Origin of the sequence: Paenibacillus sp. EKM301P, from assembly GCF_011800295.1 — a bacterium.
GTDB classification, from domain to species: Bacteria; Bacillota; Bacilli; order Paenibacillales; family Paenibacillaceae; genus Paenibacillus; species Paenibacillus polymyxa.
This window is the reverse complement of the sequence record NZ_JAALFM010000003.1, coordinates 47,733-64,507: the sequence shown is the minus strand read 5'-3', so window position 1 is coordinate 64,507 and position 16,775 is coordinate 47,733. Positions and strand designations below refer to the sequence as shown.

Genomic DNA, 16,775 nt, shown 5'->3' with positions numbered 1-16,775 from the left:
CTTTTGTATATGGCGACAGCAGCCTGCTTGAAATGAATATTCTCATCGGTATACAATGAATAATGTAATGGGAAACATTGATGAACCGAATGCCTATCATGTGTGTCAAGCAGGGAGAGGAAAAGATGAACGCGATTCACTTTATTCGAGAGTACATCAGGCACCCACGCAGCGTAGGCGCTGTAATACCCAGTTCAAGACAGCTGGCCAAACAAATTGCGACACCGATTTACTTTGACAAAGCCTCGTGCATTATTGAATATGGGGCAGGGACCGGTGTGTTTACGCAGGAGCTGATTTTGAACAAACGTCCAGATACACTACTGTTAGTGATTGAAGCTAATGAATCGTTTTATAAAAAATTACAAAGCAAATATGGTCACTTGGAGAGGGTACACATCATTCATGGATCGGCCGAGCATGTAGCGCGGTATATGGAACAGTACCAAGTCTCGAAGGTGGATTATATCGTATCGGGGCTTCCTTTCACCAGCTTACCCGCCGCGTTATCCAGCCTCATTTTGGGACAAACGGCCGAGGTGTTAGGCCAAGAAGGCAAGTTTATTACGTTCCAGTATAGCAAAGTTAAGCACAATTTCTTCCGTACTTTCTTTGCAGATATCCAGATTAAAAAGGTAAATTATAATGTGCCGCCAGCCTATGTGTTTACTTGCAGCCTGTGACCCTTCAGCTATGTAGGAGATTAGAATAAATACGAATATCCATACACGGATGATTATGAGAAGATTGGGTCAGCATCATTAAGATGTTGAAACGGTCTTTTTTGTTGTCCACTTTTATGGAAATATAAGATAAGGGATATGTTAAATGGCAAAATTCATTTAAGGAATCATATTTTAAAATGGGGCTTAACCTATATATTACATAAGTTGGAACCTGTTAGACTTTTGTAGGATTCATAATAAATCTGAACTTTTGTTAAAGGAGATTTATATATGGTAAAACCGCTGATGTTCATGCGCTGGTGTGAGTATTATGGGTTAAGCGACCGTGAGACAGATTTTGTATCCTTTTTTATGATGAATTTTTCGGCTGCACGATCAGGCAATCAACCCAAACTTAAGGATCAATTTGTTGAGATTCAAAAAAAAGCCTTTCCAGAATACCCCTTTGATATTAGCCCGGAAGAACTGGATTATAACAAATTTGAAGAGCTGATGAAACGAGTGTTGAACATTCATTTTGACACAGCCGAACTGCTGTATTCCTTCTATCTCCAAAAGCTGTGTGCACCTTTAGCAGAATACATTTTATCTACTGGAGATGCTGAGCCAGCACGGATCTACTATGAGCTTATTCAAAAGGACAAAGTACGGTAGAGATAAAAAAGCCCCTTGCTAAGGGGCTTTTTTTTATATTCAGGCTATAAAGTTATTTAATAAGTTAACTCTAGTCAATGTTCTGCTATATGAGCATTTGGAATAATCTAAGAATATGGACATTACGTCCCATAAATGGTTCGATATGAAGATTTGATCGGTAAAACGTATAGCAAAGCTGTATTACAACATTTGAAGATCCGAGCAATTCTGAATTTCGGACGGAGAGGAGAGTGTAATCAACCAGATACTTGGAGCTTCGATGGGTGGAATTTAAGCACGAATCTATAAAAAATGAATCTATGGATTAGAGTAAGGCGATGTTGTTCCGGAGCGGTAAACCCGTTTGGATTTAGGAGCCTTAAAACCTGCCGGAGCGGTACTTGTATGGGGCTGCTCTTTTCAAATGTAAAGGAGGAAAGTGGTATGAGAGCGAAAAATAGTAGTAGTATTCTGTTCAAACGTTCCAAATGGCTGCCTGTCGTCATGGCCTGCACGATGATAGTAGGGGGGGCTTTACCTGCTCCAGCTGTGGTTCACGGTCAAACGGCAAAGACTATTACTATTAAAGTAGATACATCCAAGGATCGTAAGCCTATTAGCCCTTATATATACGGTACAAATCAGGATTTGGCAGGCGATGAAAATATGGCTGCCAGACGACTTGGTGGCAACCGAATGACCGGATACAACTGGGAAAACAATATGTCCAATGCAGGAAGTGACTGGCAGCAATCTAGCGATAACTATTTATGCAGTAATGGTGGCCTGACACAAGCCGAATGTGAAAAGCCAGGAGCGGTGACGACTTCGTTTCATGACCAATCGCTGAAGCTTGGCACTTATTCTTTAGTTACGTTGCCGATGGCCGGTTATGTGGCTAAGGATGGAAACGGAAGTGTGCAGGAAAGCGAAAAGGCCCCTTCCGCTCGTTGGAATCAGGTCGTAAACGCCAAAAATGCACCGTTCCAACTACAGCCTGATCTGAATGACAATCGGGTCTATGTGGATGAGTTCGTCCATTTTTTAGTGAACAAGTACGGCACTGCTTCAACAAAGGCGGGTGTGAAAGGATATGCCCTCGACAATGAACCCGCTCTCTGGTCGCATACGCACCCACGCATTCATGGTGAAAAAGTCGGAGCGAAAGAGTTGGTAGACCGGTCAGTCAGTTTATCCAAAGCTGTGAAAGCGATTGACGCAGGTGCAGAAATTTTTGGGCCGGTTCTTTACGGATTTGGCGCCTATAAAGATCTTCAAACTGCACCTGATTGGGACTCTGTAAAAGGCAATTATAGCTGGTTCGTAGACTATTACCTGGATCAAATGCGCCTTAGCTCGCAAGCCGAAGGCAAGAGATTGCTGGATGTATTCGACGTACACTGGTATCCCGAAGCGATGGGCGGAGGCATACGAATTACGAATGAGGTAGGCAATGACGAAACGAAGAAAGCCAGAATGCAGGCACCTCGCACCTTGTGGGACCCGACCTATAAGGAAGATAGTTGGATCGCTCAATGGAACAGCGAGTTTTTGCCCATACTACCTCGATTGAAGCAGTCGGTGGATAAATATTATCCGGGAACCAAGCTGGCAATGACCGAGTATAGCTATGGCGGCGAAAATGATATTTCCGGCGGGATTGCGATGACCGATGTGCTGGGTATCTTGGGCAAAAATGATGTTTATATGGCAAACTACTGGAAGCTAAAGGATGGTGTCAACAACTACGTTAGTGCCGCTTACAAGCTTTATCGCAATTATGACGGAAAAAACTCTACTTTCGGTGATACCAGTGTTAGTGCGCAAACATCAGATATTGTCAATAGCTCGGTCCATGCTTCCGTAACGAATGCATCCGACAAAGAACTGCACCTCGTTGTCATGAATAAAAGCATGGACAGCGCATTCGACGCCCAATTTGATCTTTCCGGCGCGAAGACTTACAGTTCCGGTAAAGTATGGGGGTTCGATAAAAACAGCTCGCAAATTAAAGAAGCAGCGCCAATCACGCAAATTTCAGGCAACCGTTTTACTTATACCGTACCGCCTTTGACGGCATATCACATTGTGCTGACTACTGGCAATGACACGTCTCCAGTGGAAGGTCCTGAAAGCTTTAAGCTGAAAGCTGAGGCTGGTGATGGGAAAGTCCATTTGTCCTGGGACGCTTCCGGCGGAATTGTAGGTTACAGCGTACAGCGGGCAACAGATGAAAACGGCCCTTTCACTGCTGTAGCATCCAACTTGACCGAAACGTCTTATACGGATACTAACGTAACAAACGGTACTTCATACTATTACAAAGTAACCGCCAAAACCAATAAGGGATCGAGCGAATCCAATATTATGAAAGCGGTTCCGAAGACGACTGTAAACGGTCCCGCTCGCTATGAAGCCGAAGAAGGCACGCTGAAAGGAACCATTGTGGAATCCAGCGGGACCGGCTACTCCGGTACTGGTTATGTAACGAATTTCCACAATCCAGGGGATTCTCTGACGATGACGATTCAGGCTCCCACGGCAGGCTTGTACAATCTTACAATCGGCTACCGTTCTCCTCATGATGACAAACGCACCAATTTCTCATTAAACGGCAAAGCGTTTGGCGAACTGGTGCTTAAGAAAACGGCTGATTTTAAAGAAACTTCCGGAGGCAAGGTGCTGTTGAATGCAGGCGCGAATACGATCGGTTTTGAAACAGGCTGGGGCTGGTACGATATCGACTACGTCAGACTGGAGCCTGCCGCTGACCGCCCACCTCATGCGGTAACCAAAACGCTTACCAATCCGAATGCGATGGTAGAAGCAAAAGCATTGATGAACTATCTGGTTGATCAATACAGGAAGAATATGCTCTCTGGTCAAGAGGAAATAAACGAAATTGATTGGCTTCATGCCAATGTAGGTAAAAAGCCGGCGATTGCAGCGCTTGACCTGATCGACTATTCGCCAAGCAGAGCGGAACACGGTCTTAGTTCCACAGAGGCAGAAAAGGCGATTGCATGGGATAAGCAAGGGGGCATCGTTACCTTTGCATGGCACTGGAACGCACCGAAAGGTCTAATCGATACGCAGGGAAAAGAATGGTGGAGAGGCTTCTATGCCGATTCGACCACATTCGATATAGAATATGCGATGAATCATCCAGAGTCCGAAGATTATAAATTACTTATTCGCGACATCGATGTGATTGCAGGGCAATTGAAGAAGTTGCAGGATGCGAAGGTTCCTGTCCTATTCCGTCCTTTGCACGAGGCGGAGGGCAAATGGTTCTGGTGGGGCGCCAAAGGTCCTGAGCCTGTTAAAAAGCTGTATATTTTAATGCACGACCGTTTGACGAATGTGCACAAATTGAACAATCTGATTTGGGTATGGAATTCTGTTGCTCCGGATTGGTATCCGGGAGACGAGTATGTGGATATTTTGAGCTTTGACTCTTATCCGCAAGCAGGTGATTACAGCCCGCAAATTGCAAAATACGAAGACCTTGTTACATTGGGCAAGGACAAAAAGCTAGTTGCCATGAGCGAAAATGGACCTATTCCAGACCCTGATCTGATGAAGGCGTATCAAGCTCATTGGAGCTGGTTCGCTACATGGTATGGAGATTTTCTGAGAGACGGCAAACAAAACAGCCTTGAGCATCTGAAAAAAGTGTATAATCATCCGAACGTCATTACGCTGGATGAGCTCCCAACGAACTTAAAAACGTATGGCATTACTGAGCAGCCGTCCGTACCGGGCAGCTTCACGCTGAACGCTGCGGGTGAAACGGCGAAAGTATCGCTAAGCTGGACAGCATCGGCGAGTGCGAAAAGCTATGAAGTGAAGCGTTCGACGACTGAAAACGGCGCGTTCGCCACCGTAGCGAGCGATGTGTACGGAAGCAGCTACACCGACACAGCCGTAACGGCAGACACGACGTACTACTATCAGGTGGTAGCGAAGAACGATGCAGGACAGACGCTGTCGAACACGGCTAGCGCAATGCCGAAAGCGGATACTCAGCAGCCGACGACAGGACTGCTGCTCCAATATCGCACAGCAGATACTAAGGTGAACGATAATCACCTCAATCCGCAATTCCAAATTGTAAACAAAGGCACAACCTCCATACCGATCAACGAGTTGAAAATTCGCTACTACTACACAATCGACGGTGACCGTGAGCAGACTTTCAACTGCGACTATGCGACGCTGAGCTGCTCAAAGCTGAACGGTAAACTGGTTAAAATGGAGAAGGCTGCAACCGGTGCCGATTATTATTTGGAAGTCAGTTTCAATTCGGATGCAGGCGTGTTAGCACCTGGAGGAAGCACGGGCGATATCCAAACCCGTATTCATAAGACAGACTGGTCGAACTATAACGAAAGTGACGATTATTCGTATAAAGGCACGCAAACCTCATTTGCCGATCATCCTAAAGTTACCTTGTATCATAACGGCGTACTTGTTTGGGGAACCGAGCCGACAGCTAATTAAGATAAATGTTCGATCTAAAACATTGCTGAAATGAGCAGGGGAATTGTATCCTCTGCTCATTTTTTGTACAAAAAACCACTAGTTCGTTTATCGAGTTAAATTGCCTGAAAAAATTGATGTGTATTCTGTGTGAGGATTTTTATACACATTAAATTCCATAATATATTAAAATCGTGTAAAAAAAGGAGTTGACCACCATCCAATTTATTCATATAATTTCTAGTATATTGTAATTGATTGTCGAGGAGGGTGATTTTTTAAAATCATCTGAATACGCCGGGGGTGTTTTTATTGGAAAATGCAACCACGATCCGTTCGGAAATTGAGAAAGAATTAAAACTTGGTGGCTATACTTTTAATAGTTTTGGACAAGCTACAGGGCTTAACCGAGGCATATTTAGTGCTATGCTTAATGGGAATCCGCCTAAGCCTATCTCCGTACGACAAATGGACTTGATCACTAAAGCGCTTAATTATCCAGAGGGCTGGTTGTATGACCTGTATGTGGATGAATGTTTTTATGATGGAAGACCACATTGGAAAAGGGTTAAACCGTTCCTGATTCGTTGTGTTGAGATAGGAAACCTGCGATGCGTGGAGAAAGTACTTTCGCGTTTAATGGAAGATCTCAATCACATCCCCACAATCTTTGCTTTGGCAGAGGAACTTTATGAAGAAGGAAAACTCAGAGAAGCTGTTCCTTTCTATGAGTGTGTCATCGAAAATGAAAAGTATCAACATTCTGAGAGGTTGGCAATTAGTCATTATAGAATTTTTTCAATCTCTGTTAGTGAAACTATGAAAATAGATGTAGAAGCTGCGCTAAGATTTGTGCCCTTTAGAAATCGGGTACCTTTAGATTATCATTTAGATGGTCTGCTTAAACTGTCAAATCTTTATTACAATTTGCATCAATGGAAAGAAGCAGAGCGTTATGCAGATGAATTAAGGGATCTTGCAACTATTGTTTGTAAAAGCAGAAAAACTAATAAAAAGAATTCCACGTTGAAAACTGAGAGACATTTAGTCGTATACTATGGTCAAGGTTACTTGACGAAGGGAAATGCTCTGGAAAAGCAAGGAAGATACGAAGAGGCCATGAAGTATATTCCTGGCTATGCCGATTTGAGTTGGTTTGCAGATTTAGGGGAAATTGGTCAGCAGGAGGTGCAAAGGTTTACTCTTTGGGCCAATGCTAATCAACTTAACTTGAATATTCTTATGGGTGATACAAGTAGTTTGCCAACGTATATTCAATTTCTTAAAAATAACCCACCCGAAATATTATTGGGGTTATTAACAATAGTAGAGTCGGCTAACAAGCATGGTTTTATGATAGAACATATTTTACAGCAGTTTTCTAACGAACTGAATTCCTTTAATAATGAAGTATCTGTTGGTACCAGTTATTATAAGCAGTCATTTAGTTACAATACTTATGCGGATTTGTGTTACCAACTGGCTATATATATGTTTAATAACCATTTTCATGAGAAAGGTGTTTATTATGTTTTAAAAAGCTTAAGAAAATATCTTGAAATCAATAACAAAGAAAAGTGCATGGTCTGTACAGCCTTATTTGAAAGATTTAGAAATAAGGCCATAAAAGATCAAAAATTAGAATATGAACGAATCATGGAGGAGGTTTTAGTCAATGCAATTTAAAAACCTTAAATACATGCTAATTATAGGGCTTTTTGGTTTCTTGGAACTGTCCCATACTATTACTGTTTTTGGGCATGGAACTGGAGCTTAATAGTTATCAAAAAACCAGTCTTGGTAAGGCTGGTTTTTTGATGTATTCCGTTAAAGGGATGAAATGGGTTTTATTATATTTTTAACCTGTGGGGAAGGTATCAGCTTGTAAACTAATGTAAATACCACACCGAACAGGAGGTTTATTGATGTGAAATGGCAACAATTGGAGGAGTGCATCGAAGAAAAGCGAAAAGAATTAAATGATTTGGCGAAAGAGGTGGGATTGAAGGATCGACGGGTGTTGACCAAGTCTATGGAGTTGGATCGGCTCCTTAATAAGTACAGTGATTGGAAATATAGCTATCGTAGACAACAGAGCGTACCCCAAAGTTCACAGATCCAAGAGAAGCAACACGAGCTCGTCCTATCTTATTAACATCAAGCATCATAACAAGATAAAACCTAACTTCACCTTGGCTTCTATACATAGTGAGATATAGCATAAACAAAATAATCTCTATTACATCTCGTACGCCGCCCTTATCCACGTTGTTCGTACAGTTTATTGTTCTGCGTCTACATCAGAGCGGAAGCCATGTAACATGAGGATACATCTCAAAAAAACCTCCCCATTCACGTTATGGCGTGACTCGGGAGGTTTTTGGGTTTTACTGCTGGAGCTGACGCAGCACAGTGATTTCGACACGGCGGTTTTTTTGTCGCCCTGCTTCGGTGCTATTGTCACCGACCGGACGGGTATCCGCGTAACCCGCATACTGGAATCCTGATGGGGATAACTGCTCTCGGTCGATAAAGAACCGAAGTACAGACAGTGCACGAGCGCCGGAAAGCTCCCAGTTGTCCTTATAGGTCGATGAGTTGGAGGAGCGGGTGAATGGAATGTTGTCCGTATGCCCCTCAATGCTAATCGGTGTTTTTAAATCTCGGAACAGACTGGCTAATTTGGATAGCGTGTTTGCAGAGCCCTGTTTGAGTGCCGCTCTGCCTTGGTCGAATAGAAAGCGGTCATTCAGCGTAATGACAATGCCACGCGGTTGATCGGATACGAAAATCTGGTTTTGCAGCTTGTTGTCTGTAATATATTCCTGGATGACTCCCATTAGGTTTTGCAGTTCTTTTTCCTGCTTGCGAAAAGCTTGTTCACGCTCGGTGAGCTTGGTTGATCTCGCTTCTTTTTTATCAGAGGCCGGTTGCTTGGTCGCGGGTGGGTTCTTGCTGGTGTAACGATCGGCAGTACCCGTAATGCCCGAGCCTTGCTCCAAAATAGAATCTCCCTTGTGGAACGTATCCTGAAGGGATTGAACAACGACATCGTATTTCTTAGCATCCAGACTGCTCATAGCATACATCACGACGAAAAAAATGAGCAGCAGGGTGATCAGATCGGCATAAGTAATCATCCACCGATCCCGTTGGTCTCCGCCGCCACCTTGACGCCCACGGCGCTTAGCGCGCGCTCTCATGGAAGTCCTCCTTTGGAGTAGCGCTCTCTGTACGTGAGCGACGAGGCGGTTTGCGATCTATATTTTGCTCTGAGCGGATAAAGAACTCCAACTTCTTGCGTACAAGCTTAGGGTTCTCTCCGTTTTGAATAGCCAGAATACCTTGCAGCAGCAAATCCATTGTGATAATTTCACTTTCACTGGCTGCTCTTATTTTGGACGCGATCGGCAGAAAGATCAGATTGGCGCTAGCAACGCCGTATAAAGTTGCGATAAAAGCCACAGCAATCGACGGACCGAGCGCAGTAGGTTCGGTTAAGCTGCCTAGTACATGGATCAGACCCATGACCGTACCGATAATCCCCATCGTAGGGGCATAGCCGCCTGCCGATTCAAATATTTTGGCGTACCCCTCATGTTTGTGCCCAATAGCATCTAGCTCTAGTTCTAAAATTTGTTTGATCTGTTCCTGTTCAGTGCCGTCAATAACGAGTTGAAGACCTTCCCGCAAAAATGCATTCGGATGCTCCGATGATATACGTTCTAACGCAAGCACACCGGATCGGCGGGAGGTGGCGGCCATGGAAACCAAATCTTCTATATATTGCTCCGTAGGATTGTCCTCACGACTAAAAGCCATCCGCAGAGCGGTGGGTATCGTCTTCAGCTTGGAGGCAGGGTAACTGATTACAACTGCGGCGAAAGTTCCGCCAAATACAATCAGAGCGGATGTGCCTTGAAGCAGCCCTGTGAATTCGCCGCCTTCCCATAAGAAGCCACCGATTAATGCTATGATTCCGGCGATGATGCCCAATACGATGGTGATATCCAAAATTTAATTCACTCCTATTCAAGACTTATCGTTTGCATCCACGGTAAGAAAGAGGTATAATACGGGAACAAACATTCTTATTCAACCATATTTCCCAAGTATCATTGCTCGGGAAATATCGACATAGAATTACAGGCAAAGATGTTAAAGCTCGATTGGTGTAAAAACATGATGTTTCCATTTTAGACGATAAGGGTGATGCAGGGCAATGAGTGATATCGTTGTTAGCGATAAGACTTTTGAAATTCAGTCGGAATTCCAACCTCAAGGCGATCAGCCCCAGGCCATTTTTGAATTGGTAGAGGGAATTGCAGAAGGAAAGAAGCATCAAACTCTATTGGGTGCTACGGGAACAGGTAAGACGTATACCATTGCTCAGACTATTGCCAAGCTGAATCGGCCTACGCTGGTTATTGCGCATAACAAGACTTTGGCTGCTCAACTGGCAAGTGAGTTTAAAGAATTCTTTCCAAACAACTCAGTCGATTATTTTGTCAGCTACTATGATTACTACCAACCGGAAGCGTACATCCCTTCTTCCGATACGTATATTGAGAAGGATTCCAGCATCAATGAGGAGATTGATAAACTTCGCCACTCAGCCACAAGCTCTCTGTTTGAGCGTCGTGACGTTATTATTGTAGCGAGTGTCTCTTGCATTTATGGTTTGGGTTCCCCGAAAGAATATTCAAGCTTGCTGCTCTCGCTTAGAGTCGGCATGGAGAAACCCCGCAATCAGATTTTGTCCCGCTTGGTCGATATTCAATATCAGCGGAACGATATCAACTTCGTGCGGGGTACTTTCCGTGTACGAGGGGATGTTGTTGAAATATTCCCGGCTTCCCATGGAGAAAACGCGATACGCGTAGAACTGTTCGGAGATGAAATTGAACGGATTACCGAAATTAATGTGCTTACAGGTGAATTGATCGGTGAACGTGAGCATATCGCCATTTTCCCGGCATCTCACTTCGTTACTCATGAGGATACGATGAGGGTAGCACTGGTCAACATCGAACGTGAACTGGAAGAGCGCTTAGCAGAGCTGAAGGAGCAAGGGAAGCTGTTAGAGGCGCAACGTTTGGAGCAACGTACCCGCTATGATATCGAGATGATGAGAGAGGTTGGCTTTTGTTCCGGTGTCGAAAACTACTCGGGTCCACTGACATTCCGCGAGCGTGGAGCAACACCATATACACTGTTGGATTATTTTCCAGATGATATGCTGATCGTCATCGACGAATCTCATGTTACATTGCCGCAGATTCGTGCGATGTATAACGGGGACCAGGCGCGTAAAAATGTTCTCGTTGAACATGGTTTTCGTTTGCCATCTGCCTTGGATAACCGGCCGCTGAAGTTCGAAGAGTTCGAGGACAAAGTGAATCAAATTATCTATGTATCGGCTACTCCAGGCCCGTATGAGATGGAAAAATGCGATACGATGGTGCAGCAGATTATCCGTCCTACCGGTCTCCTTGATCCTATAATTGAGGTGCGTCCAAGCAAAGGTCAGATTGACGATCTCATTAATGAAATACGGCAGCGCATAGAACGTGAAGAACGGGTACTGGTCACCACACTCACGAAGAAAATGGCTGAAGATTTGACAGACTACTTAAAAGAAGTGGGCATCAAGGTTCGGTATATGCACTCCGAGATTAAGACTTTGGAACGGATGGCCATTTTGCGGGATCTTCGTCTGGGAACCTTCGATGTGCTGATCGGGATCAACTTGTTGCGGGAAGGTCTCGATTTGCCGGAAGTATCGCTGGTTGCGATTTTGGATGCGGACAAAGAAGGCTTCCTGCGTTCTGAGCGCTCTCTGATTCAGACGATCGGACGGGCAGCGCGGAATAGTGACGGACGTGTTATTATGTATGGCGATAAGATTACCGATTCTATGGATAAAGCGATTAAGGAAACGGAACGTCGCCGTGCGATTCAAATTCAATACAATGAAGAGCATGGGATTACCCCGCAAACCATCCGTAAAAAGATACGTGATGTCATTGAAGCAACCAAGACGGCGGAGTCCAAGAATGATTACCTTCCTAATGAGACGGGTAAACTTTCCAAGAAGGAGCGTCAATCCCTCATTCAGCGCCTAGAAGCAGAAATGAAGGATGCGGCCAAGAATCTACAGTTCGAACGGGCCGCCGAGTTGCGTGATGCTTTGCTGGAATTGCGGGCTGATTAAACATTGGGAATAAGCTAGAAGCACAACATATTGATAATAGAATGTTTGATTGCTTTTAAGAAATAGTGAGGACGGCCGATGTGGTCGTTCTCTTTGCGATATATCACTTCCATCGGATCATCCAATGCGATACAGGATAACGTGAATTACGGCTAAGGAGATGAAACATTTGGCGAATGAAAGCATCATCATCAAAGGCGCACGCGCGCATAATCTCAAAAATATTGACGTGACGATTCCGCGGGACAAGTTCGTCGTCCTGACAGGGCTTAGCGGCTCAGGTAAATCATCACTGGCTTTCGATACGATCTATGCAGAAGGACAGCGGCGGTATGTGGAATCATTATCTGCGTATGCCCGTCAATTCCTCGGGCAAATGGAGAAACCGGACGTCGATTCGATTGACGGCCTGTCACCTGCCATTTCCATTGACCAAAAAACGACAAGTCGGAATCCTCGTTCTACGGTCGGAACAGTTACAGAAATCTATGATTACTTGCGGTTGTTATTTGCCCGAGTAGGTCATCCTCATTGTCCTGAACATGGCATTGAAATCACTTCACAGACCGTCGAACAGATGGTAGACCGCATTTTGCAGTATCCTGAAAAGACACGGCTGCAAATCCTGGCTCCATTGGTATCCGGCCGCAAAGGTGAGCATAAGACACTGTTCACTGATATAGCCAAGCAGGGCTTTGTACGGGTACGTGTGAATGGCGAACTGCGTGAATTGTCCGAGAAGATTGAATTGGAGAAGAACAAGAAGCACTCGATTGAAGTGGTCGTAGACCGGATCGTAGTCAAGGAAGATGTACGTGCGCGTCTGTCCGACTCTATCGAGACGGCACTGAATCTTTCAGGCGGACAGTTGCTTGTAGATATTATAGGGCAAGAGGAGTTGCGATTTAGCTCCAACTTTGCGTGCCCGATTTGCGGTTTTAGCATAGATGAGCTGTCTCCCCGGATGTTCTCCTTTAATAGTCCGTTTGGTGCTTGTCCAGATTGTGATGGGCTAGGAGTTAAAATGGTGGTTGACCCTGATCTGCTCATACCCGATCCAGAAAAAAGTGTAGAAGATGGGGCGTTCCAGGCCTGGAGTGGAGGAACTTCCACTTATTATCCTCAATTTTTACAGTCCGTATGCGAACACTACGGTATTCCGCAGGACGTTCCTGTAAGCCAATTGACGTCAGAACAAATGAATCTTATTTTGCACGGAACAGGTGACCAGAAGATCCGTTTCCGCTATGAAAATGATTTTGGTCAACGTAAGGAAGCCTATGTGACCTTTGAGGGCATTATCCCGAACCTGGAGCGTCGCTACCGTGATACGGCTTCTGAGGGAATACGTGAATTTATTGAAGGCTTTATGAGTGCAAAGCCATGTAACACCTGTAAGGGGCACCGACTGAAAAAAGAAAGCCTGTCAGTAACGATTCAAGAGCGTAATATCGCTTATGTGACAGCTTTGTCTGTCGGGGAGGCTTCTCAATTTTTCCATACACTGAAGCTGAGTGAGAAAGAGCAGTCGATCGCCAACCTCATTTTAAAGGAAATTAACAGCCGACTGGGATTCCTCGTTAACGTTGGTCTGGAATACCTGACTTTAAGCCGTGCAGCAGGTACGTTGTCCGGCGGGGAGGCACAGCGTATCCGATTGGCGACACAGATCGGTTCCAGTCTGATGGGTGTGCTTTATATTTTGGACGAGCCAAGTATCGGGTTGCATCAGCGAGATAATGACCGCCTGATTAGTGCATTGGAACATATGCGGAATCTAGGCAATACGTTGATCGTGGTGGAGCATGACGAAGATACGATGATGGCGGCCGACTATATCATTGATATTGGGCCAGGAGCCGGAATCCATGGCGGGATGATCATGTCACAGGGAACCCCACAGGAAGTTATGGAAGATCCGAATTCCCTGACCGGTCAATATTTGAGCGGGCGTAAGTTTATTCCGGTCAATACCGAGCGGCGCAAGCCTGCAGATAAGTGGCTGGAGATTCGCGGAGCCAAGGAGAACAATCTCAAAAATGTGAATGTCAAAATTCCATTGGGTGTTTTCACGGCTGTCACTGGTGTATCCGGGTCTGGGAAATCGACGCTGGTCAACGAAATTTTGTACAAAACGCTGGCGCGTGATCTGAACCGTGCGAGAGTACGTCCAGGTCAACATAAAGAAATTCGCGGGCTAGAGCATATCGAAAAGGTGGTTGAGATCGATCAATCGCCAATCGGCCGTACACCGCGTTCCAATCCTGCGACTTATACCGGTGTGTTCGATGATATCCGTGATTTATTCTCGCAGACGAACGAGGCTAAGGTTCGAGGCTACAAGAAAGGCCGGTTTAGCTTTAACGTTAAGGGAGGCCGATGTGAATCTTGCAGAGGCGACGGCATCATCAAGATTGAGATGCACTTTCTGCCCGATGTGTACGTACCCTGCGAAGTGTGCAAAGGCAAACGCTATAATCGGGAGACCCTTGAGGTTAAGTATAAAGGGAAGAGTATTGCTGATGTGCTGGAGATGACGGTAGAAGATGCAACAGCATTTTTTGAAAATATCCCGAAGATTCATCGCAAGATTCAGACGCTGATGGATGTAGGTTTGGGGTATATCAAGTTGGGTCAACCAGCGACTACTTTGTCCGGTGGTGAGGCACAGCGTGTGAAGCTGGCTTCCGAACTGTATCGTCGCAGCACAGGTAAAACCATTTATATTTTGGATGAGCCGACAACGGGTCTACATGTTCACGATATTGACCGATTGTTGACGGTGCTGCATCGTTTGGTTGATTCGGGAGAAACGGTGCTGGTTATTGAGCATAATCTAGATGTAATTAAAACAGCCGATTTCCTGATTGATCTGGGGCCTGAAGGCGGAAGCGGCGGTGGAACGATCTTGGCTACCGGGACACCAGAACAACTCGTAAAAGTTGAAGAATCCTATACAGGCCGATACTTAAAGCCGATCCTTGAACGAGATACACAGCGCAGCCAAGCGCTTCAGACCGTCGATCTATAGATACTGTTTAGTGTATGTTTTAGAAACCCTGCACAGGCAGGAAGGCAGAATACGAATTAGCGTATTTATGCTTTCCCGTTGGCAGGGTTTATTTTTTTTGTAAAAAAAGAAAACTTTTATCAAATTCCTGCGTTAAAGCATGTGACACATAGTTTACCAAGCGCTGGAATAATAAATCTATATGTATATTCATCGACAGAAAGTCTCTGAGTAATCTCTAAATTTTTGGAGTTTTGGATGTTTAGGCTCGGGCTTGAAGAGGTTAATATATAACTTATGATTATCTAGCATCATACGAAGTTCCGTGCCCCGTGACAACCATTACTAGTTGAAGCGAAACCGTCTATAGTTATATCACATCTAAGATTTATACCACATCTCTGAGGAAGTCATGAAGGGAGCTGGAACGTTTGAAGATTAAGCAAAGTAGAGTTCTACGTACACGTGTATACTCATGGGCAGCAGGAGTCACTATAGCGGCATGGTTATTGGGTTATAGTGCTGCACCGTCCTATGCCTCCGAGGTGTCCGAGGCGTATGCGCCCATACAAGCCGAGATCGAAACCAGTGCAGCGATTGGAACTATTAAAGATTCGGAAAACGCTCACAATTATATTCAGCCCGCAGCAAAGGGTGGGTTTGTAATGCTGAACGTCGAGGACATTACAGAAGCAAGTGTGGTACACGTCACGTACGGCAAGCTGGACAGTTCTCTAGAGACTGTATGGAAACACCAGCAGGTCCTGAACGTACAACCGGGAACAAGTAGCAGGGGAGTCCAGCGGGAGACGTCAGATGGTGGGTTGTTGTTTCTGATTGATTATACCCAACCGAACGGAATGCGGGATTTGCAGGCTTCACGATTGGACGCGGATGGAAACCCCTTGTGGTCCAAAACATTACCGACTGATGGCTTGATATCTCAAGGGCAGGGTTCTCAGGTAGGACTGGAGCCACTTGAGGATGGCAGTTTTCTAGTCTCCTCACTGAACCTTGCGGAGCAGTCCTTCACTGTACTCAAATACACAGAAGATGGCGACATACAATGGAATCGAACAACGGCCGGGGTGACCTCAGGTTGGCTGGTTGGCAGTCACAATGGATATTATGCGCTTTTGAACAGCTCAGATGGTCCCGTGGGGGTACAAGCCGATGTGTATGGTCGTAATATCCGTGATGTCCATCTAGACTTAGGATCAGGTAAGGAAATTGCCGCGGTACGTGAGTTGTCCAGCGGTCATATTGCTGTAACAGGGCTTAAAGGAAACAGCAAGCGTACCCAGGTGTTAAGTAATGGTCTGCAATTGTTTAGTAATACAGAGGACTATGCCGCTGACCGGGTGTATCTGCCTGAGGAGCAGTTGTACGTCCAGTTCAGTGATCAATATGATCCACTGGGTAAAACCACGAAGATGCATGGCATTACTATCACAGGCTTAAAAGGAAACGGCACGAAGGTGTGGGAAACGAAGACTCATTATAAGGAAGATAACTCCTTCGGCATCCGATATGATACGGGATTGATATATAAGATTCCTTCAGGCTACGCGGTGGTGACATCTACAACAGGCGTCCAAAAGCCAATAGTACTCGATTTTGCGAAAATATTGATACCGGAGTAATCCGGTGTCTTTTTTTATGAAATCGAAGAAGTAGCAAGTAGGTATGGCACTGTGGTGTGGCATAAGAAACAGCCTGCTTGTATATAAGATACAAGCAGGCTGTT

10 protein-coding genes are annotated in these 16,775 nt (G+C 45.1%); 8 read left to right on the top strand and 2 right to left on the bottom strand.

The window, feature by feature from the left end; genetic code table 11:
* Positions 1 to 125 precede the first annotated feature (125 nt).
* The 5 genes from HFD99_RS08545 to HFD99_RS08525 all read left to right on the top strand — a co-directional run bounded on the left by HFD99_RS08545 (position 126) and on the right by HFD99_RS08525 (position 7,959).
* The gene (locus HFD99_RS08545; RefSeq protein ID WP_016822955.1) at positions 126 to 683 is read left to right on the top strand and encodes a class I SAM-dependent methyltransferase; all 558 of its coding nucleotides are present in this window, start codon (positions 126 to 128) and stop codon (positions 681 to 683) included.
* 273 nt (positions 684 to 956) lie between these two features.
* Complete coding sequence (locus HFD99_RS08540; RefSeq protein WP_016822956.1) at positions 957 to 1,340, top strand: hypothetical protein; 384 nt, start codon at positions 957 to 959, stop codon at positions 1,338 to 1,340.
* 426 nt (positions 1,341 to 1,766) lie between these two features.
* Positions 1,767 to 5,825, top strand: a complete 4,059-nt coding sequence (locus HFD99_RS08535) for a glycosyl hydrolase (protein ID WP_167440862.1) — start codon at positions 1,767 to 1,769, stop codon at positions 5,823 to 5,825.
* Between the two features lie 291 nt (positions 5,826 to 6,116).
* On the top strand, positions 6,117 to 7,490 hold the full coding sequence (locus HFD99_RS08530) for a DNA-binding protein (protein WP_025365957.1): 1,374 nt from the start codon (positions 6,117 to 6,119) through the stop codon (positions 7,488 to 7,490).
* Between the two features lie 241 nt (positions 7,491 to 7,731).
* A complete protein-coding gene (locus HFD99_RS08525; RefSeq protein WP_016822961.1) occupies positions 7,732 to 7,959 on the top strand; it encodes an aspartyl-phosphate phosphatase Spo0E family protein in 228 nt (75 codons plus the stop codon).
* A 232-nt stretch (positions 7,960 to 8,191) separates the two neighbouring features.
* Here HFD99_RS08525 and HFD99_RS08520 read toward each other — a convergent pair whose 3' ends face one another.
* Positions 8,192 to 9,007: a flagellar motor protein MotB gene (locus HFD99_RS08520; protein ID WP_123797707.1), complete on the bottom strand. Its 816-nt coding sequence runs from the start codon at positions 9,005 to 9,007 to the stop codon at positions 8,192 to 8,194.
* Positions 8,991 to 9,818 carry a flagellar motor protein gene (locus HFD99_RS08515; RefSeq protein ID WP_016324776.1) on the bottom strand — a complete coding sequence of 276 codons (828 nt, stop codon included), beginning with the start codon at positions 9,816 to 9,818 and terminating at the stop codon, positions 8,991 to 8,993. The genes HFD99_RS08520 and HFD99_RS08515 overlap by 17 nt, the downstream gene beginning before the upstream one ends.
* A 208-nt stretch (positions 9,819 to 10,026) precedes the next feature.
* On the opposite strand from HFD99_RS08515, the gene uvrB reads away from it, so the two are divergent.
* The 3 genes from uvrB (at position 10,027) to HFD99_RS08500 (ending at position 16,671) form a co-directional block, all read left to right on the top strand.
* Positions 10,027 to 12,018, top strand: coding sequence for an excinuclease ABC subunit UvrB (uvrB, locus tag HFD99_RS08510; protein ID WP_013373322.1), 1,992 nt, complete (start codon positions 10,027 to 10,029; stop codon positions 12,016 to 12,018).
* 169 nt (positions 12,019 to 12,187) lie between these two features.
* Positions 12,188 to 15,049 carry an excinuclease ABC subunit UvrA gene (gene uvrA / locus HFD99_RS08505; protein ID WP_016822963.1) on the top strand — a complete coding sequence of 954 codons (2,862 nt, stop codon included), beginning with the start codon at positions 12,188 to 12,190 and terminating at the stop codon, positions 15,047 to 15,049.
* Between the two features lie 410 nt (positions 15,050 to 15,459).
* The gene (locus HFD99_RS08500; protein WP_123797706.1) at positions 15,460 to 16,671 is read left to right on the top strand and encodes a hypothetical protein; all 1,212 of its coding nucleotides are present in this window, start codon (positions 15,460 to 15,462) and stop codon (positions 16,669 to 16,671) included.
* Positions 16,672 to 16,775 lie beyond the last annotated feature (104 nt).

What these genes read in the sequence shown, in the direction of transcription:
- HFD99_RS08535 (WP_167440862.1), top strand. Translation starts at nt 1,767, where the DNA reads ATGAGAGCGAAAAATAGTAGTAGTATTCTGTTCAAACGTTCCAAATGG.
- uvrB (WP_013373322.1), top strand. Translation starts at nt 10,027, where the DNA reads ATGAGTGATATCGTTGTTAGCGATAAGACTTTTGAAATTCAGTCGGAA.
- HFD99_RS08520 (WP_123797707.1), bottom strand. Translation starts at nt 9,007, where the DNA reads ATGAGAGCGCGCGCTAAGCGCCGTGGGCGTCAAGGTGGCGGCGGAGAC.
- HFD99_RS08545 (WP_016822955.1), top strand. Translation starts at nt 126, where the DNA reads ATGAACGCGATTCACTTTATTCGAGAGTACATCAGGCACCCACGCAGC.
- HFD99_RS08540 (WP_016822956.1), top strand. Translation starts at nt 957, where the DNA reads ATGGTAAAACCGCTGATGTTCATGCGCTGGTGTGAGTATTATGGGTTA.